This is a genomic window from Flavobacterium azizsancarii (genome assembly GCF_027980145.1).
Classification (GTDB): domain Bacteria; phylum Bacteroidota; class Bacteroidia; order Flavobacteriales; family Flavobacteriaceae; genus Flavobacterium; species Flavobacterium azizsancarii.
On record NZ_JAMZNK010000010.1, the window covers coordinates 123,833 to 145,280 of the forward strand.

Genomic DNA, 21,448 nt, shown 5'->3' on the forward strand with positions numbered 1-21,448 from the left:
CCAAAAACCAAAATGTCTTCAAGCACAATATTAATTTTTATAGTCGTCTATTTTGGACTTTTGCTATTCATTTCTCATGTTATCAGCAAAAAAGGACAAGACAACGATTCGTTTTTTAAAGCCAATAAAAACTCGAAATGGTACTTAGTCGCTTTTGGAATGATTGGTACAGCATTATCCGGAGTTACATTTATATCGGTTCCCGGTGAAGTGGGATCTCCAAACGGAGAACAATTCAAGTATTTTCAGTTTGTATTAGGTAACGCAATTGGTTTTATTATCATCGCAAAAGTACTGCTTCCTCTCTATTACCGAATGAATCTTACTTCTATTTACAGCTATATAGAACAACGAATGGGTGTGAATAGTTATAAAACAGCCGCATCTATTTTCCTGGTAAGCAGAACCGTAAGCTCCGCTTTTAGATTGTATCTCGTGATTATTGTCTTGCAGCGCTATGTTTTTGATTACTATGGCATTCCGTTTCCAATGACAGTATTTTTAGCCTTAACACTTATTTTTCTGTATACCTACAAAAGCGGTTTAAAAACGATAATTATTACAGATACTTTACAAACGTTCTTCTTGGTAACCTCTGTTTTTATCACCATTTATTTTGTGTGCGACAGCCTTAATTTGAGTGTTATAGAATCCATTTCGACCATTAGAAAAAGTAATTATTCACAAGTTTTTTTCTTTGATGATTTCATGACCAGTAAATATCATTTTGTAAAACAAATTCTGGGGGGAATTTTTGTTACTATTGCAATGGTTGGTCTTGATCAGGATTTAATGCAAAAAAACCTAAGCTGTAAAAACATTGGAGAAGCACAAAAAAACATGTTTACCTTTACAGGAGTATTTGTACTGATCAATATTATTTTTTTAAGTTTAGGTGCTTTATTGTACATCTATGCAAACAAAAACGGAATATCAGTACCGCTTGATTTAGTGACTAATAAACCAAGAACTGATCTACTTTTTCCTGAAATTGCGCTCAATCATTTATCACTTGTTCCTGCTTTTATTTTTCTTTTAGGAATTATCGCAGCAACATTTGCAACAACAGATTCAGCCCTAACTGCTCTGACAACTTCATTTTGTGTAGACTTTCTGGGAATGGACAAAACCGAAAATGCCTCTAATACTAATAATGTAAAAAGAAGACATCTGGTACATTTCGGATTTTCTATATTGCTGTTTCTGGTTATTATTATTTTAAATTCTTTCAACGACAGTTCTGTAGTTACCCTGATTTTCAAAGCTGCTTCTTATACTTACGGACCACTATTAGGATTATACGCTTTTGGATTATTGCAAAAGTCAAGGCGTGTAAACGATAAATTAGTTCCGGTAATTTGTATCATTGCTCCAGTTTTGACTTATTTTATCAGCGAACATTCAGCCTCACTTATCGGATATACATTTGATAATGAACTCATCATACTAAACGGCCTTTTTACTTATATTGGACTTTATTTTACCAGCAGCACTTCTGAAGAAAAAATATCTTTTTAATTAGTTTGTATTTAAAATAATCTGATTTTAGCATTTCAATTGAAACCGTTTTCATAAAATTCAATTTTCATGAATAAAAATATTAATGCACTTTATAAAATTGCACAAAAAGAAACCCGAAAAATTATTGGGTTAATGTCAGGAACCTCTCTTGACGGACTTGATATCGCTTTATGCGAAATTTCAGGCTCCGGTGAAAAGACAACCGTTAAATTAAGTCAATTTGAAACGATTGATTATTCCGAAGATATCAAAATCGAAATCCGCGAAGTTTTTGCCAAGAAAATTATCGATTTTCAGCACTTGGTTGTTCTCAACGAATGGATTGGTCTTTTGCATGCTGAGATGATCAATAATTGTCTTCAAAAGTGGAATATTCCATCACAAGAAGTTGATCTGATCGCCTCACACGGACAAACTGTTTTGCATGCTCCTAAGTTTTTACACCAACTTGAAAAATTTCCAAACGCCACATTACAAATCGGAGATGGCGATCATATAGCTGTAAAAACAGGAATTATCACACTATCTGATTTTAGACAAAAACATATTGCCGCTGGTGGCGAAGGTGCACCGTTAGCTGTTTATGGGGATTATTTTTTATTTGGAAAAAAAGGCGAAAACCGCATTATGCTTAACATGGGTGGTATTGCCAATTTTACATTTTTACCCGCTTCCCTAAACCCCGAAGAAACTTTTGTAACAGATACAGGAACCGGAAACACTTTGATTGACCTTTTTGTAAAACAATACTATCCTGAAAAAAGCTACGACAAAGACGCTGAAATAGCACAAAAAGGAACATTGAATCAGGTATTATTAGACAATTTAAAAGACAATGCTTTTTTTGTCCAGCAATTTCCAAAAACGATTGGCCCGGAACTTTTTGGGGCCGATTATGTAAAAGCAGCACTCTCAAAAAGCAACATCAACAATATTTCTGCTCCTGATTTATTAGCTACTTTAACGCGTTTTAGTGCCGAAACAATTGCTGAAGCCATCCAGTATTCTGTAAAAAACTCTTTAGATAAACTTGAAGATTTCAAAATCTATATGTCTGGCGGAGGCACGCATAACCCGCTGCTAGTAAAATGGCTGAAAGAATTATTGCCTTGCAAATTTCACAAAAGTGATGATCTCGGCATTTCCGGAGATGCTAAAGAAGCCGTTTTGTTTGCTATTTTAGCCAATGAAACTGTCGCCGGAGACGGCTTTAATTTTGGCACTCAAAAAGGAATTCCATCTGTTACTATGGGCAAAATTTCATTACCAGACTAAATACAATTTAAATTAAAAAAAATAAAAGACCGTATCATTTAATCAGCTGCTTCAAAAGCAATAATCGTACGCTTATAATTATGCTTATTCTTTTGAATTAGCGCCATTTTCGAGAATCAAATACCGGAATCATTAAGCTACCTATACTTTATACTCTAATTTAGAGTTTAGTATTATGTTATTTTTATAAAAAAGGCATGGTTTTTAAGGTGTAAACTATTAAAAATATCACATCAAAATTATAATTTCAAATAGTCCGCTAAAAAAACTATTTTTGGATTCTGTTAAAAAAGATTAAAATGCATAAAAATCAGCACTTAATATTTCCTTTTCTATTTTTATTGTTCTTTAATTGGAGCGCCAATTCACAAGAAAAAATACTATACCCTAAAAACGAATTCAGAGGGGTATGGATTGCAACTGTGGTCAACATCGACTGGCCAAAAACGGCTATTGATGGCGTAGAAAAAGAAAAAGCAGATTATCTGGAAATTTTAGATGCGTACAAAAAACTAAATTATAATGCAGTAATTGTTCAGATCAGAAGTGTTGGTGATGCTTTTTATCCATCAGAATTTGCTCCCTGGTCCCGTTTTTTAACAGGTAAAGAAGGTGTAGCTCCAAACCCATATTACGATACATTGGCGTGGATGATTGAGGAAGCGCATAAAAGAGGCTTTGAGTTTCATGCATGGCTGAACCCGTATCGCGCTACTTTCGATTTAAACAAAAATCTTTTAAGCCCTAATCACGACATTTTCAAACATCCGGAATGGATGATAGAATATGCCGGAAAACTATATTACGATCCGGCATTGCCTGAAGTGCAGGAACATTTAACCAAAGTCGTAAAAGAAGTTGTTGACAAATACGATATCGATGCGATTCATTTTGACGATTATTTCTATCCTTATACAGTTCCCGGAAAATCATTTAACGATACCGCTTCGTTTAGAAAATATGGTGCAGGTTTAAGCCTTTCTGACTGGCGTCGTGCGAATGTGAGCAATTTTGTACACACAATTTCGACTACTATCAAAGCAAGTAAACCATGGGTTCAATTCGGAATTAGTCCGTTTGGAGTTTGGCGTAATAAATCAGCAGACCCTAAAGGCTCTGAAACACAATCGACATCAAATTATGATGATTTGTATGCCGATCCTGTTTTATGGATGGATCAAAAATGGATCGATTATATCTTACCTCAATTGTATTGGAGCATGAACAACCCAAGAGCTTCTTATTCTAAATTGGTAAAATGGTGGTCTGAAAATTCTAATAATACTGCACTTTATATTGGTCATGCATCGTACAAAATCAGGGGCGATAGCGATAAAAGCTGGAATTTTATAAATGAAATCCCAACCCAAATCGACTTTGCCAGAAGTTTCAAAAAAGTAAGCGGAAGTGCTTATTTCAGTTCAAAATGGTTCATGAACAAAAACTTTGATCTTGTACGTATTTTAGAAGAAAACCAATACAAATATCCTGCGCTTCCTGCTGCAGTTCCTAATTTAAAACACATTGTCATCGATATTCCTGTCGTAAATGAATATCAAAAAGACAGTATACATTATGCTTTCAACATAAAAGCGCCGTTGAATACAAAAGTGCGTTATATGGTAATATATGGAGGAGAAAGCACATCGAAAGTTGACATTAATGATCCATCAAAAATAATTGATAAGATTACAGTTTGTGAAACCAACGGAACTATTCAGTTTTCTATCCCGGCTGAAAAAATGAATCAATACAAAGCTTGCGCTGTAACATTTATAGATTATTATGCAAACGAAAGCACTCCAACTACCATCGATTTAAAAAAGACATTTAAAATTTATACACCTGCACAACCTAATGAAAACAGATAACAAACCCTGGTTTTGGATTCCTCTTCTTAATTTTGCATCTGGCTTGCCGTATGCTGTAATTATCTCCGTATCAGTAATTATGTATAAAAATCTGGGGATTTCAAATGAAGATATTGGCGTCTACACCAGTTTATTGTATCTGCCTTGGGTTATAAAACCACTTTGGAGCCCTCTTATCGAAATCGTAGGAACCAAAAGAAAATGGTTTCTGACCATGCAGCTTATTATTTCTATTGCCTTTTTATTGGTTGGACTGGCAATCCCAACCAGCGGTTTTTTTATGATGACCTTAGCCATATTTTGGGTTGCTGCTTTTGCATCAGCTTCAAATGATATTGCCAGTGACGGATTCTATTTATTAGTATTGCCAGAAGATAAACAATCTTTTTTTATAGGAATCAGAAGTACTTTTTACAGACTCTCAATGCTGGCCGGAAACGGATTAATCGTGCTTTTAGCAGGATATCTCGAACATAAATATGGTGATAATACCAAAGCCTGGTCATACACCATGATTTTTGTAGGTTTACTAATGACTTTTATTACGATATATAATTATTTTTCGACTCCAAGAACAGAAATAAATGCAGGAGAAAAACCAAAAGACGTTAACGAGAAAAGCTTCATCACCATCTTTATCAGCTTTTTCAAGAAAAAGCAAATTGGCTTAATACTCTCTTTTATATTGTTGTTTAGATTAGGAGAATCTCAATTAATCAAAATGTTAAGTCCTTTTTTAATTGATCCGGTAAATGTGGGCGGAATGGGATTAGATACTCAGGATGTTGGAATCATTTACGGGACTTTTGGAGTTGCAGCTTTAACCATTGGAGGAATCTTAGGCGGAATTGCAATCTCTAAACAAGGGTTAACCAAATGGATGCTACCAATGATTTTAACGATGCACCTGCCTATTATTGGTTTCATATTATTGGCACATTTTCATCCTTCATCAGTTTATTACATCTATGCCGTTGTTATTATAGAACAATTTGGTTACGGTTTTGGTTTTGCCGCTTTCATGATGTATTTAATTCATGTGGCAGAGGGAGAATCGAAAACAGCACATTACGCTCTTGCAACTGGTTTTATGGCATTAGGAATGATGTTACCCGGAATGTTAAGTGGTTTTATTCAGAAATATTTAGGCTACGGAAATTTCTTCATTTGGGTATTTCTGGCTACAATTCCCGGAATTATTTTATCCCGATTTATAACTTTTCCAAAAGATTTCGGTAAAAAAACAGCATAACAGCTATACATATAACGCCCATGGAAATCAATGAAAACATCCAGGTTGAACGAAACCTGAAAGCAATTGAATTTGAAAAAGCAGGAGAGATTGAGAAAGCAATTGCGTTATACGAACAAAATATTACCGAAGGTTTTAAAGGAAATCATCCTTATGATCGATTGGCGACAATCTACAAAAACCAAATCGATCTTGATAATGAGATTCGGATTCTAGAAAAAGCCATTATTGTTTACGAAGAAATTACACTGGAAGACCGTCTGGAAGGTTTACCAAAACTTTTCCGTTTCAAGAACCGACTCGAAAAAGCCTTGCACACTAAGGCTCAACTTGCCAAACAAAAGAAAAGCAAGCTCAAATAAAAATAAATTTTAGTACATTTTATTATGATCACCTTAAAAAGAACGAATTCTGACGATATCGATTTTAAAAATCTGGTTGTTTTATTAGACCGCGATTTAAAAATCAGAGACGGAGAAGATCACGCCTTTTACAATCAGTTTAATAAAACCGATGCTATAAAACATGTAATTGTTTTTTACGAAAATGATATTGCCGTGGGTTGCGGTGCTTTTAGAGAAAAAGAAAATGATACCGTCGAGATCAAACGGATGTTTGTACATCCTGACTATCGCAAAAAAGGAATTGCAACAACTTTGCTCGAAGCATTAGAAATTTGGGCTACCGAAGTAAACTATAATTATACCATTCTGGAAACAGGAAAAAAACAACCCGAAGCAATTAATCTATACCAAAAACTAGGCTATTCTGTAATACCTAATTATCCACCGTACGAAAGCATGGATAATAGTGTTTGCATGAAAAAAGCGTTATAATATTATAAAAATGAAAAATCAAACCTTAATACAAAAAGTGGGACAATTCTTTTTTCCCGCAGTATTTATAAACGACACCGAAGAAAACATTCAGGAAACAGAACGTTTAATAAAAGAACATAATATTGGCGGATTGACTTTTTTTCATAGTCGTGCCAGCGCAGCAACCAATTTCGAAAGCAAAAAGAAAATTGTTTTTAATGACGACAGTTATCAAAAAATCAAAGACCTTATTGTTCGTTACCAAAAAGCCGCTCCTACTCCACTCTTAATCAGTATTGACGCCGAATGGGGTTTAGCAATGCGTATCGAAAAAACACCGCAATATCCTTACGCCATTACACTTGGCGCTTTGCCTGAAAGTAAAGCGAACTTGGTTTACGAGGTTGGAAAACAAATTGGACTAGACCTAAAAGCAGCTGGAATTCATTATAATTTATCTCCCCTTGCAGACATCAACAACAACCCCAATAATCCGGTTATTGGCTATCGTTCTTTTGGAGAAGACAAAAAGAAAGTAGCTGATTTTTCTGTAGAATATCTCAAAGGAATGTCAGAAGTTGGCGTTTTAGGCTGTCTGAAACACTTTCCCGGACACGGAAACACCAATGTCGATTCGCATTTGGGATTACCGGTTTTAAATGAAACTCTGGAAGAATTAATGCAAAACGAGTTATACCCTTTTATTAAAGGAATCGAAAATAATGTCGATTCAATTATGATCGGACATCTTGCCGTTCCAAGTTTAAATGACGGAAAAAATACGTCGGCTACTTTATCAAAACCTATTATCGAAACACTTTTACGCGAGCAATTAGGTTATGATGGTTTGGTAATTTCTGATGCGTTAAACATGCACAGCGTTTCTAAACTATACGATACAAAAGGAGAATTGGAATGGGAAGCCTTCAACGCCGGAAACGATATTTTATGTTTTGCCGAAAATGTTCCCGAAGGAATTCAGGCAATCCTTAAAAATGCTTCGCCGGAACGTATCGAAGAAAGCTTCAACAGAATCATAAACGCTAAAGAAAAAGTAGGGATTTTATTTACTGACACTTTTACTTCCGGAGAATTGGACTTCGAAAAAGCATCAGCACTAAATTTTGAAATTGCTCAAAATTCAATCACAAAAATTATTGATAATTCGAATACTCAATTAGCTTTTGAAGCACATAAAAACAATCAGTTAGCCAAACTAAGTTTATATAAGAACACAGAGAATACTTTTTTCCAGACTTTAAATTCAAAATTAGATTCTCCTGAATTTGCTTTTGAAAGTTTAGAAGCTTCTGATATAAAATCTATTGCAAATGATTTAGAAAATTTCCAAACAATTATCATTTCATTATTTGTTCCAAAAGCAAAACCAATGAATAATTTCGAAATCAATGATGAAGTTTTAGGATTGCTTTCGAACTTGCTGCAAACTAAAAAATGTATTATTTACGTATTCGGAAATCCATATGCATTGCCTATTATTCCTAATATTAAAAAGGCTTCAGGATTAATTCAGGTCTATCAGGATTTTGAGGAGTTTCAAAAAAATGCGGGAATTCAATTTCTTGAAAATTCAGTTTGCAACGGAAAACTCCCTGTAAATATTGACTTACACTAAGTTATAAAAACAAAACCTACACAATAGTCAAATACTATCAATATATAAATATTTATAATCACTTCTTATTGCAAGAACACTTAGTTATGCGCTACTTTTGCACCAGAAATAAATTTTTAACGTAAAACGAAAAATATGTCTTTAGTAGGAAAAAAATTCCCAAGTATTGCAGTAGATGCTATCTCAGAAATGGGTGATAATTTAAAAATCAACATTCTTGAAGAAGCAGTAAACAACAACAAAAAAGTATTATTGTTCTGGTACCCAAAAGATTTTACTTTTGTATGCCCAACTGAATTACACGCCTTTCAAGCTGCATTACCAGAATTTGAAAAAAGAAATACAATCGTTATTGGAGCTTCATGCGACACAAACGAAGTACACTTTGCTTGGTTAAACACTCCAAAAAACAATGGTGGAATCGAAGGTGTAACGTACCCAATCTTAGCTGATACAAACCGTAATTTAGCTAACATTTTAGGTATCCTTGATATCGAATCTACAGAATACAGCGAAGAAACTGATTCAGTTATCATCGAAGGTTCAAACGTAACTTACAGAGCTACTTACCTTATTGACGAAACAGGAAAAATCTTCCACGAAAGTGTAAACGATATGCCATTAGGCCGTAACGTAAACGAATACTTACGTATGGTTGATGCTTATACTCACATCCAGGAAAAAGGAGAAGTTTGTCCTGCAAACTGGGAAGCTGGTAAAGAAGCAATGTCTGCTGACAGAATCAGTACTGCTGAGTACTTAAGCGCAAACTAAATTTTTATAAGTTGACAAGATACTAAGTTGCTAAGGTTCTAAGTTTTTTTAGCTTATAGCCTTAGTAACTTAAAATCTCACTGCCTAAAAATATCAAAAGAGAACTGAGAAGATATGCTAAAAAAAACTTAGCAACTTAGATACTCAGCACCTCAGAACCTTAAAAAACAAAACTATGTTAATCGACTTAAACGAAGATACGTTAGCAGATTTAGTTGCTAAAAACGAAAAAGTAGTAGTACAATATTCAGCTTCATGGTGTGGAAATTGCCGTATTATGAAACCAAAATTCAAAAAATTAGCCACAGAAAATGAAGCTATCACTTTTGTTTTGGTTGATGCTGAAAATTCTCCGGAATCAAGAAAATTAGCCAATGTAAGCAACTTGCCTACTTTCGCTACTTTCGTAAACGGAAAATTAGTTGGAGAAACTCAAACTAACAAACAAGAAGTTTTAATCGACTTGGTAAACGCTATTGCTTAATGAAATTGGTTAGACTTGCTTAGATTTTTAGACTTCTTAGATGTTGTCTAAAGTTTCAAAAAAAATCTAAGAAGTCTAAGAATGTCTAAAAATCTAAGAAATCTAATTATGAAGTTACCCGTAATAAAGCAATTAACCCAATTCATCGAAGAAAACGATCAGGATTATATCATTGAAACGATAGAAGTTCTTGAAGCAATGACTGAAATTCCTTCTCTAAAAGATGAAGAATTAGATGTAATTGGCGAATTAATATCCAATATGTATGGTGCACTTGAAGTACACAAAATGGTAGTTCAGGGCACAGATAAAAAAGAAGCTTTAAATGCGTTCATGAAACGTGTTTTAGGCTCTATCGATAAATAATCGAGCACTACAAATTAAAAAAACATGACCTAAGAAACGCTTTCATTCCAAGAAAGCGTTTTTTTTGTTTCAAACTTTCAGTTGTAGCTTTCAATTTATCTCAACTTCCTCATCCTGAGACATGCATTATTATCTTTTGTCACCCTGAGCGGAGTCGAAGGGCGCGCCAATTGGAACGTGAGCTTCGACTCCGCTCAGCCTGACAAACTGCATAAATCTTAAAATCTAAATTCTAAAAATCATTTGAGCGAGAGCAAGAAAATGGTTTTCATTCTCAGTCTCAGTTTTCAGCGTAATCTTGTCATTGCGATTTCCATGATAACACCAAATCTTTTGTTCTTTTCAACGGATTAAAATCTATCTTTCGCAATCATAACCGCAAGCAAAGTCATTGCGAGGAACGAAGCAGCTACATTTACAAAATCAATTTTATGTCTCATCGTTAGTGAGATTGCTTCGTTCCTCGCAAAGACACCTAAATCAAATAATCGCTTCCGGAGATCCCACATTCCCCGGGATAACATAAAACAACAATAAAATCCGTAATAATCCGTTTAATCTGCGTCATCCGCGGGCAAAATATGCGCAATCCTATATGAGATTGCTCAGTTCTTCGCAAAGACAAATTCACATCTTAATCTATACTTAAACCCACAACAAATACTTTTAGATTCAAATATTAATCCTTACTTTTGAACCTCATAAAAAATTAAAAATCATGGCTTCAATAACATTGGGAGGAAATCCTATTCATACTTCAGGCGAATTACCAACAGTTGGATCACAACTTGCTGATTTCAAATTAGTACAAAACGATTTATCAGTTGCTTCATTAAGTAACTTCGCAGGAAAAAAATTAGTTTTAAATATTTTTCCAAGTATTGACACAGGAACTTGCGCAACTTCTGTTAGAAAATTCAACGAAAGTGCAAGCAATTTAGAGAACACAACTGTTTTATGTATTTCAAGAGATTTACCATTTGCTCAAAAACGTTTTTGTGGAGCTGAAGGATTAGAAAATGTAGTTAACTTATCTGATTTTCAAGCCGGAACTTTTGGAAAAGCTAATGGCTTAGAAATCGTTGACGGACCTTTGACTGGTTTACATTCAAGAGCGATTATTGTTGTTGATGAAAACGGAAAAATCACTCACACGGAACAAGTTGCTGAAATTGCAAATGAACCAAATTACGAAGCTGCTTTAGCGGCACTATAATATCCTTTAAATGGAATTTCAAAAAGATAATACTTTTTTTACTGGCCGATTAAAAAGCATGTCTTATGCTTTTAACGGAGCTGTAAAACTTATTCGAACGGAACACAGCATTATGGTTCAATTCTCATTGGGGATTTTAATGACCATTGCCGGGTTTTATTTTCATATTTCACAAACCGAATGGCTATGTCAAACAGTAGCCATAGGTTTAGTTTTAAGTGTTGAAGGACTGAATACGGCAGTAGAAAAAATTGCCGATTTCATTCACCCTAATTATCATGAAAGAATCGGTTTTATTAAAGATATTGCTGCAGGAGCGGTATTTTTTGCCGCAATGACAGCAATAGCAATAGGCTTGATCATTTATATCCCAAAATTCATATAGGCAACAGGCAACGCAAGAATGGCAAAAACAACAAAAAAAGAAACTTTAGACAAAAAAAACGGATTAAAAACTGAGACGCTAAAATCTTGGAGACCCAACAAACAGCAACGTTTTGTTTTGGGCTGTCTTTTGGTACTATTTTCTATCTCATTATTAGTCGCATTTATTTCTTTTTATGTCAACGGACAATGGCAGACTGACCAAAGCGCGGTAAGCCAACTTGGCGATCGCTCTGAAGTGGTACAAAACTGGCTAGGAAAATTTGGCGCTTATCTTGCCGATTTACTCGTATACAGAGGTTTCGGTATCGCTTCATTTTTACTGGTTCGACTCTTTTTCTTAACGGGAATGTTTCTAGCTTTAGAGCTATCTCTGAAAAAACTAAAAAACATCTGGTTCTGGGATATATTTGCCATTATTATAGTTTCAATTTTATTTGGCTTTTTCGCAACTTCAGCACCTGAACTTGGCGGAACAATTGGATATGAGTTAAATCTATTTCTGCAGGATTACATCGGAAAAACAGGTACTTTACTGACATTGCTTTTTGGATTAATTATTTATCTGATCTTTAAAATTAAATTATCTCCCGAGAAAATTCAGTCCTATTTTGATTCTACTAAAAAAGAGTTCAAATCAGAATTGGGTTCTCTAAAACCGCAACAGGCAGAAAGTGCTTATAATCTTGAAGAATTTGTTATTGAAGAAGATCCCGAATTAGATAATATTCACTTAAAATCTGATGTTACACAATTCGAAATCAACAAAGAAGCCCTAAAGCCTACTATTTCTCATTCATCAGAAATAGATTTGAATCCGGTTGTAAAACCTGTTCAAATGGAAATAAAACCGGCAACAGTAACTCCTCCTGTACACGTAGAAGAATTTGTTATCGAAAAAGCCGAAGAAGAAGATATTATCGAAGAAAACCTGGCTTCACGTCTGGTTGCTGATTTTGGATTATTTGATCCAACATTGGATTTATCGAATTATAAATTCCCAACCATCGATTTATTAAAAGAATATTCGACTGGAGGAATTACAATTAATCAGGAAGAATTAGAAGAAAATAAAAACAAAATTGTAGATACACTTCGTAACTATAAAATTGAAATTGCACAGATTAAAGCAACCGTTGGACCATCGGTAACTTTATACGAAATTGTACCGGAAGCCGGAATCAGAATTTCTAAGATTAAAAGTTTGGAAGATGATATCGCTTTATCACTTTCGGCACTAGGAATTCGTATTATTGCTCCTATCCCAGGAAAAGGAACGATTGGTATCGAGGTTCCAAACAAGAACCCAACAATGGTTTCTATGAAAAGCGTTATCGGTTCTGCGAAGTTCCAGGAAGCTGAAATGGAATTACCAATTGCTTTGGGAAAAACAATTTCAAACGAAACTTTTGTTGTCGATTTAGCAAAAATGCCTCACTTATTGATGGCAGGAGCTACAGGACAAGGAAAATCTGTTGGATTAAATGCCGTTCTAACTTCACTTTTATACAAAAAACATCCAGCCGAAGTAAAATTTGTCCTGGTAGATCCGAAAAAAGTAGAGTTAACATTATTCAATAAAATTGAAAGACATTATTTAGCCAAACTTCCGGATACTGATGATGCAATTATTACAGACAATGCGAAAGTGGTAAATACCTTAAACTCACTTTGCGTTGAAATGGATAATCGTTATTCATTATTGAAAGATGCAATGGTTCGTAATATCAAAGAATATAACGATAAATTTAAAGCCAGAAAATTAAACCCTGAAGCCGGACACAGATTCTTACCGTATATTATATTGGTTGTCGATGAGTTCGCCGATTTGATAATGACAGCCGGTAAAGAAGTCGAAATCCCGATTGCGCGTTTGGCTCAATTGGCGCGTGCTATTGGTATTCACTTAATTATCGCAACACAAAGACCATCTGTAAACGTTATTACAGGTTTGATTAAAGCGAATTTCCCTGCCAGAATTGCTTTTAGGGTAACATCAAAAATTGACTCCAGAACTATTCTGGATACACAAGGAGCTGATCAGTTAATTGGTCGTGGAGATTTATTATATACCAACGGAAATGATGTCGTTCGTGTACAATGCGCGTTCATTGACACTCCTGAGGTAGAAAAAATCACGGATTTTATTGGTTCGCAAAAAGCATATGCCACAGCTTATTTGCTTCCCGAGTTTGTTGGAGAAGAAACTGGCATTAATCTTGATGTGGATATTTCCGACAGAGATACCTTATTTAGAGAAGCTGCTGAGATTATTGTCAATGCACAACAAGGTTCTGCTTCATTATTGCAAAGAAAATTAAAATTAGGATACAACAGAGCCGGTCGTTTGATCGATCAGCTGGAAGCAGCTGGAATTGTTGGTCCGTTTGAAGGCAGTAAAGCAAGAAGTGTGAACATATCTGACTTAAGTGCTCTTGATCAATTTTTTAATAATGAACAAAATTAATCCTATCATGAGAACAAAAATTCAGGAAATCCCAAACAATTCTATTACTAAGTTGACTAAAAAGTGCTTTCAAATGGCTGTTATATTGCTATTGAGCTTCACTTCTACTCAGGCTCAGGATAAAAAAGCCAAAGATTTATTGAACGAAGTGACTGCTAAAATAAAAAGTTACGACAATATTGTTATTGATTTTAAATATTCTTTGAATAATGCCAAAGAAAACATCAATCAGGACAGTAAAGGAAACGTAACAATGAAAGGCAATCAATATGTTCTTAATTTCATGGGGGTTACTAAAATATTTGATGGTCAAAAAACATACACTATAGTTCCCGAAGACGAAGAAGTTACGGTTTCTAAAGTAAACGAAAAAGATGACGCTGCTATAACACCGTCAAAAATGCTTACTTTTTTTAATTCCGGATACAAATACAATATGGATATTGTACAAAATGTAAAGGGAAGAAAAATTCAATACATTAAATTAGCACCTACAAACGCAAAAGATCAAAGAAAAGAGATTCTTTTAGGTATTGATGTCCAGACAAAACACATTTACAACTTAATCGAAACTGGTAAAAATGGAACAAAAACCACTTTAACCGTTAATTCTTTTAAAACCAATCAGCCTTTATCAAAAAATCAATTTACATTTGTAGCGAGCAAATATCCAAAATACTACATCAATAAATTAGACTAATTACAAGGTTGAAAATTTTAGACAAATATTTACTAAAAACATTTCTGATTACATTTACTACGGTATTTGTAATCCTTTTTTTTATATTCATACTTCAAACCGTATGGCTCTTTATTTCTGAACTTGCAGGTAAAGATCTTGATTTGATTTTGATTGTAAAATTCCTTCTATTCTCGATGCCCCGAATAATTCCTTTGGTTTTACCCTTATCGGTTTTACTGGCTTCTATTATGACTTTTGGAAATTTAGCTGAGAATTATGAATTCGCAGCTATGAAATCTTCCGGAATATCTCTTCAGAGAGCCATGAGGGTTTTGATTGCTTTTATATTTGTCTTAAGCATCGTGGCATTTTGGTTCGCCAACAATGTGATTCCCTACGCCGAATATAAATTTATAAATTTCAGAAAAAACATCGCCCAGGCCAAGCCTGCAATGGCAATTGCCGAAGGTCAGTTTAACGATGTTGGCTTTTATAACATCAAAGTAAATAAAAAATCAGGTGAGAACGGAAACATTCTGACCGGAGTTACTATTCACGAAAAACCAAATAACGTTGGCGAAAACAAAACCGTTATCAAAGCAAAAGATGGTAAATTAATGAGTAGCGAAAAGTCAAGTATTTTAAAACTGGTTTTAAATGATGGCTATTACTATCAGGATGTAACCCCAAAAAAATATGAAGACCGCGCTAAACTTCCTTTTATAAAAAGCTCTTTTAAAAAGCAGATTATCAACATTGATTTATCTGAATTAAACAAGGTCGACGAAGACAAAGAAAATGTAGGAAGCACCAATGCAATGCTGAATGTTAACGAATTACGCTATACTTTAGATTCGTTAAATAAAAACATGGAGAATGAAATTATCTCATTTTCAGAAAACATCAATCAGCGTGTTGGAATTAGAAAATCTCCAATTCCTGTAAAAACTGATAAAAAGAAAAAGGCTTTGCCTAATAATATTTTATCTTTATATACAAATAAACAGAAGGCCGATATTCTAAAAATGGCAGGCAGCAATGTTACCAGCAATATCTATTCGATTGAATCAACTCAAAAAGATTTAAAAGACAAACAGCGTGAAATCAATAAACACTTAACTGCTTTATACGAAAAATTCGTAATTGCATTTGCCTGTTTCTTAATGTTTTTTATTGGAGCTCCATTAGGTGCTATTATTCGAAAAGGCGGACTTGGTTTACCAATTGTTTTTGCCGTTTTAATCTTTATTACTTTCCACTTTATCAATACTTTTGGAAAAAGACTCTCCCAAGAAGCTGCAATGTCTCCATTTATGGGTTCATGGATGTCCTCTTTTGTATTATTACCATTAGCTGTCTTATTAACGTATCGTGCAACAAACGACAACGGATTAATCAACTTTGATGCTATTACAACTCCAATTTTACAATTATTCCAAAAAATTTCAGAGCGGTTTTTCCCTGCTCAAAATAAAAAATAACTATGTCAACAACAAAAATACAACTGAATACTATTGAAGAAGCTATAGAAGATATTCGTCAAGGTAAAGTAATCATTGTAGTCGATGATGAAGATCGCGAAAATGAAGGTGATTTTTTGGCAGCAGCCGAAAAAGTGACTCCTGAAATGATCAATTTTATGGCTACTCACGGACGCGGATTAATTTGCGCTCCATTAACTGAAAGCCGTTGCAAAGAATTGGATTTAAGACCAATGGTTACCAATAATACCGATCATATGGAAACTGCCTTTACAGTTTCAGTTGATTTAAAAGGACATGGAGTTACAACAGGAATTTCTGCTGCTGACAGATCTAAGACAGTTTTAGCATTGACAGATCCAAATGTAAAACCACATGAATTAGCACGACCAGGACACATTTTTCCATTAGTAGCTAAACAAGGTGGTGTTTTAAGAAGAACCGGACACACAGAAGCTGCAATTGATTTTGCAAGATTAGCCGGATTTAAATCGGCTGGCGTAATTTGCGAAATTCTAAATGAGGACGGAACCATGTCCCGTTTACCTGAATTAGTAAAAGTCGCTAAGAAATTTAATTTAAAATTAGTTTCAATCGAAGATTTGGTTGCCTACAGAATGCAGCACGATAGCCTGATTGTAAAAAAAGAAGATTTTGATATCGAGACTCGCTTTGGGACTTTTAGACTGAGAGCTTACGAACAAACTACAAACAAACAAATTCATATTGCTTTAACAAAAGGAACATGGAATCTTGGGGAACCGATCTTAACGAGAATCAATTCGTCTCAGGTAAATAATGACTTATTGGGAACTTTGACCAATAATGCCGAGCAACAATTAGATGATATGTTTAAGGTTATCAATGAAGATGGCAGAGGTGCCGTTTTATTCATTAACCAGGATATGACAGCAGTAAACTTATTGAATAGAATTGCTGAGCTTAAAACACTTCAGGCAGAAGGAATAATGAAAGCACCAAAAGTGATCATTGATAGCAAAGATTACGGAATTGGAGCGCAGATTTTGCATGACATTGATATTTCTAAAATAAGATTAGTTTCAAACACTGAACAAACAAAACGTGTGGGAATGATTGGATATGGACTTGAAATCACAGAATACGTAAGCTACTAATATATGAATATGGGGACTTTAGAAGAAAGAATTGTAAAATCTGAGACACGTATTTTTAAAGCGGTTTTTCCGAGCACTACAAATCATTATGACACTTTATTTGGAGGTACAGCATTACATCTCATGGATGAAGTTGCTTTTATTTGTGCTACCCGTTTTAGCCGTAAAAAAGTAGTAACAATATCTACAGGTCAAATTGACTTTAAAAAAGCAATTCCGGCTGGTACTTTAATCGAATTGGTAGCAAAAGTTGATAGCGTTGGAAGAACAAGCTGTAAAATTCACGTTGATATTTTCATGGAACAAATGTATTCAGAACTTCGCGAAACGGTAGTTTCAGGAACTTTTTCGTTCGTTGCGGTAGACGAAAACAAAAAACCAACACCGATTTTAGACGATTTGGAATAATTTTTATCAAAATCTCTTTTTCGGAATACTGGTAATTAGACACTTAAAAATTATCTTAAAAAAATCACCGAAAAAGTTTTTATAATCGGAAAAGCGCACTATATTTGCACTCGCAATCATCAAATGATCGCAACATACTGGAGAAATGGCAGAGCGGTCGAATGCGGCAGTCTTGAAAACTGTTGACTGTAACAGGTCCGGGGGTTCGAATCCCTCTTTCTCCGCGAAGGCCCGAAAACAAAAGAAAAACAAGATTTTCAAAGTTTTCAAAAATGGCCAAAAAGAGCGGTAAACCCTGCAAATCCAACGATTTGCAGGGTTTTTTCTTTTATACCACTTTTCAATATTTATAAAATCGAACAAAATATTTGTGGCACATTCGTGGCACACTTGGAAATTTCGAAAATGTGCCACAAAATTTCATCTTAAGTCCCTATATCAAAGGGGTTAAGCACGTTTACATCTTGTTTAAATGAGGTTATAATTCTACATTTACTAATCTAATAAGTTGAATTATGCTAGAGAACAGCTTTGGGTTAATTTTCTTTTTGAAAGCAGCCCGCAATGAGAGTAACATTAGAATCGTTTATTTCAGGATAACCGTTGACGGAATCCCGAAAGAAGCATCCACAAGACGGAAATGGGACAGCGAGCGCTGGAACCAGAAAACCGAGAGAGCAACAGGTACAAAAGAAGACGCAAAATCCCTGAACTTTTTTCTGGACTCACTCGCTATGAAGATCCATGAAATCAAATCAGAAATTATGTACACCGGAAAACCCATAACTTCCCAAAAGATTATGGACCATGTCATGGGAAGAATAACTCCCAGAGCCAGGGTACTGGAAGAATTTCAAAAACACAATGATGAATTGAAAGCCTTAATTGGCAACGGATATACAGAAGCGACACTGGAGAGATTCAATATCACTAAAAATCACGTAACGGCTTTCATTAAATTCAAATACAATACGAGTGATTTTGAATTTGCTGATTTAAATTTTGAATTCATAAAAGACTTTGAATTCTATCTTCGCACGGTAAGGAAGTGCGCAAATAATACCACACTCAAATACATTTCCAATTTCAAGAAAATTGTAATACGAGCCATAGATAAAGAAATCATAATTAAAGATCCATTTAAGAATTTTAAAGGAAAGAAAACTAAAATTGTAAAGAAGCCTATATCAGCAAAAGAATTAGCCGAACTGGAAAGACGCCAGTTTTCAACTGAAAGACTCAATACCGTGCGGGATATTTTTGTTTTCCAGTGCTACACGGGACTTGCTTACATTGATGCATTTCAGCTCCAGAAAGCTGACATAAAAGATGGTGTTGACGGAAATCAGTGGATTTTATCTGAAAGACAGAAAACAAATTCTACGGCAAGAATTCCGCTTCTTCCAAAAGCTATCAAAATTCTTGAAAAATACAAAGATCATCCCATATGTCTTAAGCGCGGAACTGTACTGCCGGTTTCATCAAATCAGAAAATGAATGAATACCTTAAAGAAATTGCTGAATTATGCGGTTTTCCCTTCACGCTCAATACGCATATGGCCCGCAGAACATTTGGAAGCACTGTAACATTAAACAATAATGTCCCTATTAATGTTGTAAAGGAAATGCTAGGGCATTCATCAGTCAAGCAGACTGAATCTTACGCTATAACAGAACAAGCCACTATAGGACGGGAAATGTCTGTGCTAACTCAAAAACTCAATCAGCAGACACCTGAGATTTCTCAAGAAGATATAAGCACGCTTGAGAAACTTGAAAAAGAAATTCAATTAATTAAAGGTAAATATAGGACTAAAGCACCCTAATACAAAAGTGAAGGTTTAATAGCTAATATTCTACCTCGTCAGGGATAAAAAACGAAGAATAAATTCCTATCTTAATATGTTAAATTGATACCTCATGGGTTGCAATACTGCTCTCCCCACGGAAAGGCCTAAAAGGCGGAAAACTTAAAGTTTTCAATCTTTTCAAAAAGCCACAAAAAATGTCTGAAGACCTGCAAATTCAACGATTTGCAGGTTTTTTTTATTTTAGGCCTGTTTTCAATATTTATAAATCCTCACAAAATTAAAGGTGCAGAATCGGTGCACTTTCCGGCGCGCTGAAAAGTGCACCAGAAATAGTAAAAATCCCATATATCATGGGGGTTAACGAGATTAACGACTTGATTTGGCAGTAATATTATTCTACATTTATTAATTTAAAAAGTAGGATTATGTTGGAAAGCAGTTTTGGTTTGGGATTCTTTTTAAAAAGACCCAAAATAGAAAGTAAAGAATGGATCGTATATTTCAGAATAACTGTTGACGGTATCCGTAAGGAAAGCTCAACTAAAAGAAAATGGGATAATACTCGATGGGATCAAAGGTTCGAAAGAGCGGTCGGCTCAAAGGAAGATGCAAAGTCGCTGAACTTTTTTTTGGATTCGCTGACTTTAAAAATCAATGAAATAAAAACCGAAATGATGTACAGCGGCAAAACCATAACCGCTGAGAAAATTATGGACGAGGTTCTGGGAAGGACCGCGCCAAAGATTAAGGTGCTCGAAGAATTTCAGAAGCATAATGATGAAATGGAGGCGCTTCTTGGAAAAGGCTATGCAAAAGGCACCCTTGACCGGTTTACCATTACTAAAAACCATTTGACTGCGTTTATAAAACTCAAGCTTAAAAAGCACGATCTTGAATTTGCGGATTTGAATCTTGAGTTTGTAAAGGACTTCGAGTTTTACCTTAGAACTGTACGCGACTGCAGCAACAACACCACCCTAAAGTATATTGCAAATTTCAAAAAGATTGTAATCCGCGCCATTGATAAGGAGTTAATCACCAAGGACCCATTTAAGAACTTTAAGGCACGTAAAACAAAACTGGTAAAAAAACCACTCACCGCGCAGGAATTGTACGAACTTGAAAGTCATTATTTCACAACTGACAGGCTCAATGTCGTAAGGGATGTATTTGTCTTCCAATGCTACACTGGCCTGGCTTACATAGACGCTTATCAATTAAAGAAAACTGATATCAAAGAAGGCATTGATGGAAATCTATGGATTATGTCCGAAAGGCAGAAAACAAACTCATCATTTAATGTCCCTCTTCTTCCCCAAGCACTGAAAATAGTTGAAAAATATAAAGAGCACCCGCTGTGTATCCAGCGTGGAACCGTGCTTCCTGTTTCATCCAACCAGAAAATGAATGAGTATCTAAAAGAGGTCGCAGTCTTGTGCGGCTTTCCTTTTACATTAAACACGCATATTGGAAAAACCGGTCAATTTGACCACCTAATTCCGGAGTAAATTGGTTCTTCGTCAATTTTGGTGATCTAAATCGAATTTTACAGTTCCATTTATAATCGATTAAACTAGTCTATAATTTGCTTGCTAATAGATATGGGGGTAAACAAGGCATTATTAATAGAAGCGTAATTTCTTAATAGATTTTCAGCAAAAATTTTGAAACCTGGATTATCAACCATTTTAGCATTAACAATCCACTTTAGCAATAAACTTGGCTTCTTCCTTTCACCAAAATTGACGAAGAACCAGTAAATTGACCACCCGTTCCGGAGCAAACTGACCACCTAATTCCGGAGCAAATTGACCACCAAGTTTTGTGGTTAATTAACGATTAAAAACTATTGATTTTTTCATGTTG

General features: G+C 34.8%; 19 protein-coding genes and 1 tRNA gene. All 20 read left to right on the top strand.

The genetic code is table 11. The features are described 5' to 3' along the window. Window positions 1-12 precede the first annotated feature (12 nt). Entirely contained in the window at window positions 13-1,518 is a 1,506-nt protein-coding gene (locus NJT12_RS08770; protein WP_271335510.1) for a sodium:solute symporter, read from the top strand. A gap of 69 nt (window positions 1,519-1,587) precedes the next feature. After that, entirely contained in the window at window positions 1,588-2,796 is a 1,209-nt protein-coding gene (locus NJT12_RS08775; RefSeq protein ID WP_271335512.1) for an anhydro-N-acetylmuramic acid kinase, read from the top strand. A gap of 299 nt (window positions 2,797-3,095) precedes the next feature. Next, window positions 3,096-4,667, top strand: a complete 1,572-nt coding sequence (locus NJT12_RS08780; protein WP_271335514.1) for a glycoside hydrolase family 10-like protein — start codon at window positions 3,096-3,098, stop codon at window positions 4,665-4,667. Further along, window positions 4,654-5,919, top strand: a complete 1,266-nt coding sequence (locus NJT12_RS08785) for an MFS transporter (protein WP_271335515.1) — start codon at window positions 4,654-4,656, stop codon at window positions 5,917-5,919. The genes NJT12_RS08780 and NJT12_RS08785 overlap by 14 nt, the downstream gene beginning before the upstream one ends. 20 nt (window positions 5,920-5,939) lie before the next feature. After that, a complete protein-coding gene (locus tag NJT12_RS08790) occupies window positions 5,940-6,281 on the top strand; it encodes a hypothetical protein (RefSeq protein WP_271335516.1) in 342 nt (113 codons plus the stop codon). Window positions 6,282-6,305: 24 nt separating this feature from the next. Continuing rightward, entirely contained in the window at window positions 6,306-6,755 is a 450-nt protein-coding gene (locus NJT12_RS08795; RefSeq protein WP_271335517.1) for a GNAT family N-acetyltransferase, read from the top strand. 10 nt (window positions 6,756-6,765) lie between these two features. Next, window positions 6,766-8,373: a glycoside hydrolase family 3 protein gene (locus NJT12_RS08800; RefSeq protein WP_276598210.1), complete on the top strand. Its 1,608-nt coding sequence runs from the start codon at window positions 6,766-6,768 to the stop codon at window positions 8,371-8,373. 135 nt (window positions 8,374-8,508) lie between these two features. Further along, window positions 8,509-9,147: a peroxiredoxin gene (locus NJT12_RS08805; RefSeq protein WP_271335518.1), complete on the top strand. Its 639-nt coding sequence runs from the start codon at window positions 8,509-8,511 to the stop codon at window positions 9,145-9,147. Between the two features lie 175 nt (window positions 9,148-9,322). Then, on the top strand, window positions 9,323-9,631 hold the full coding sequence (locus NJT12_RS08810) for a thioredoxin family protein (protein ID WP_041519142.1): 309 nt from the start codon (window positions 9,323-9,325) through the stop codon (window positions 9,629-9,631). A gap of 108 nt (window positions 9,632-9,739) precedes the next feature. Further along, window positions 9,740-9,997 (top strand): DUF6952 family protein, encoded by a 258-nt coding sequence (locus NJT12_RS08815; RefSeq protein WP_017495510.1) that lies wholly within the window; start codon window positions 9,740-9,742, stop codon window positions 9,995-9,997. A 718-nt stretch (window positions 9,998-10,715) separates the two neighbouring features. Then, window positions 10,716-11,213 (top strand): thiol peroxidase, encoded by a 498-nt coding sequence (gene tpx / locus NJT12_RS08820; RefSeq protein WP_271335524.1) that lies wholly within the window; start codon window positions 10,716-10,718, stop codon window positions 11,211-11,213. A gap of 10 nt (window positions 11,214-11,223) precedes the next feature. Continuing rightward, window positions 11,224-11,598: a diacylglycerol kinase gene (locus tag NJT12_RS08825; RefSeq protein WP_271335525.1), complete on the top strand. Its 375-nt coding sequence runs from the start codon at window positions 11,224-11,226 to the stop codon at window positions 11,596-11,598. An 18-nt stretch (window positions 11,599-11,616) separates the two neighbouring features. Beyond that, window positions 11,617-14,064: a DNA translocase FtsK gene (locus NJT12_RS08830; protein ID WP_271335526.1), complete on the top strand. Its 2,448-nt coding sequence runs from the start codon at window positions 11,617-11,619 to the stop codon at window positions 14,062-14,064. Window positions 14,065-14,137: 73 nt separating this feature from the next. Then, on the top strand, window positions 14,138-14,764 hold the full coding sequence (gene lolA1, locus NJT12_RS08835) for an outer membrane lipoprotein periplasmic chaperone LolA1 (RefSeq protein WP_479686985.1): 627 nt from the start codon (window positions 14,138-14,140) through the stop codon (window positions 14,762-14,764). Window positions 14,765-14,772: 8 nt separating this feature from the next. Continuing rightward, window positions 14,773-16,227, top strand: a complete 1,455-nt coding sequence (locus NJT12_RS08840) for an LptF/LptG family permease (protein ID WP_271335528.1) — start codon at window positions 14,773-14,775, stop codon at window positions 16,225-16,227. A gap of 2 nt (window positions 16,228-16,229) precedes the next feature. After that, window positions 16,230-17,363 (top strand): 3,4-dihydroxy-2-butanone-4-phosphate synthase, encoded by a 1,134-nt coding sequence (gene ribB / locus NJT12_RS08845; RefSeq protein WP_271335529.1) that lies wholly within the window; start codon window positions 16,230-16,232, stop codon window positions 17,361-17,363. 9 nt (window positions 17,364-17,372) lie between these two features. Then, on the top strand, window positions 17,373-17,771 hold the full coding sequence (locus NJT12_RS08850; RefSeq protein ID WP_271335530.1) for an acyl-CoA thioesterase: 399 nt from the start codon (window positions 17,373-17,375) through the stop codon (window positions 17,769-17,771). Window positions 17,772-17,910: 139 nt separating this feature from the next. Further along, window positions 17,911-17,995 (top strand) — tRNA-Ser (locus tag NJT12_RS08855). A 291-nt stretch (window positions 17,996-18,286) separates the two neighbouring features. Then, on the top strand, window positions 18,287-19,597 hold the full coding sequence (locus NJT12_RS08860) for a site-specific integrase (protein WP_271335531.1): 1,311 nt from the start codon (window positions 18,287-18,289) through the stop codon (window positions 19,595-19,597). A gap of 410 nt (window positions 19,598-20,007) precedes the next feature. Further along, complete coding sequence (locus NJT12_RS08865) at window positions 20,008-21,090, top strand: site-specific integrase (protein WP_271335532.1); 1,083 nt, start codon at window positions 20,008-20,010, stop codon at window positions 21,088-21,090. Window positions 21,091-21,448 lie beyond the last annotated feature (358 nt).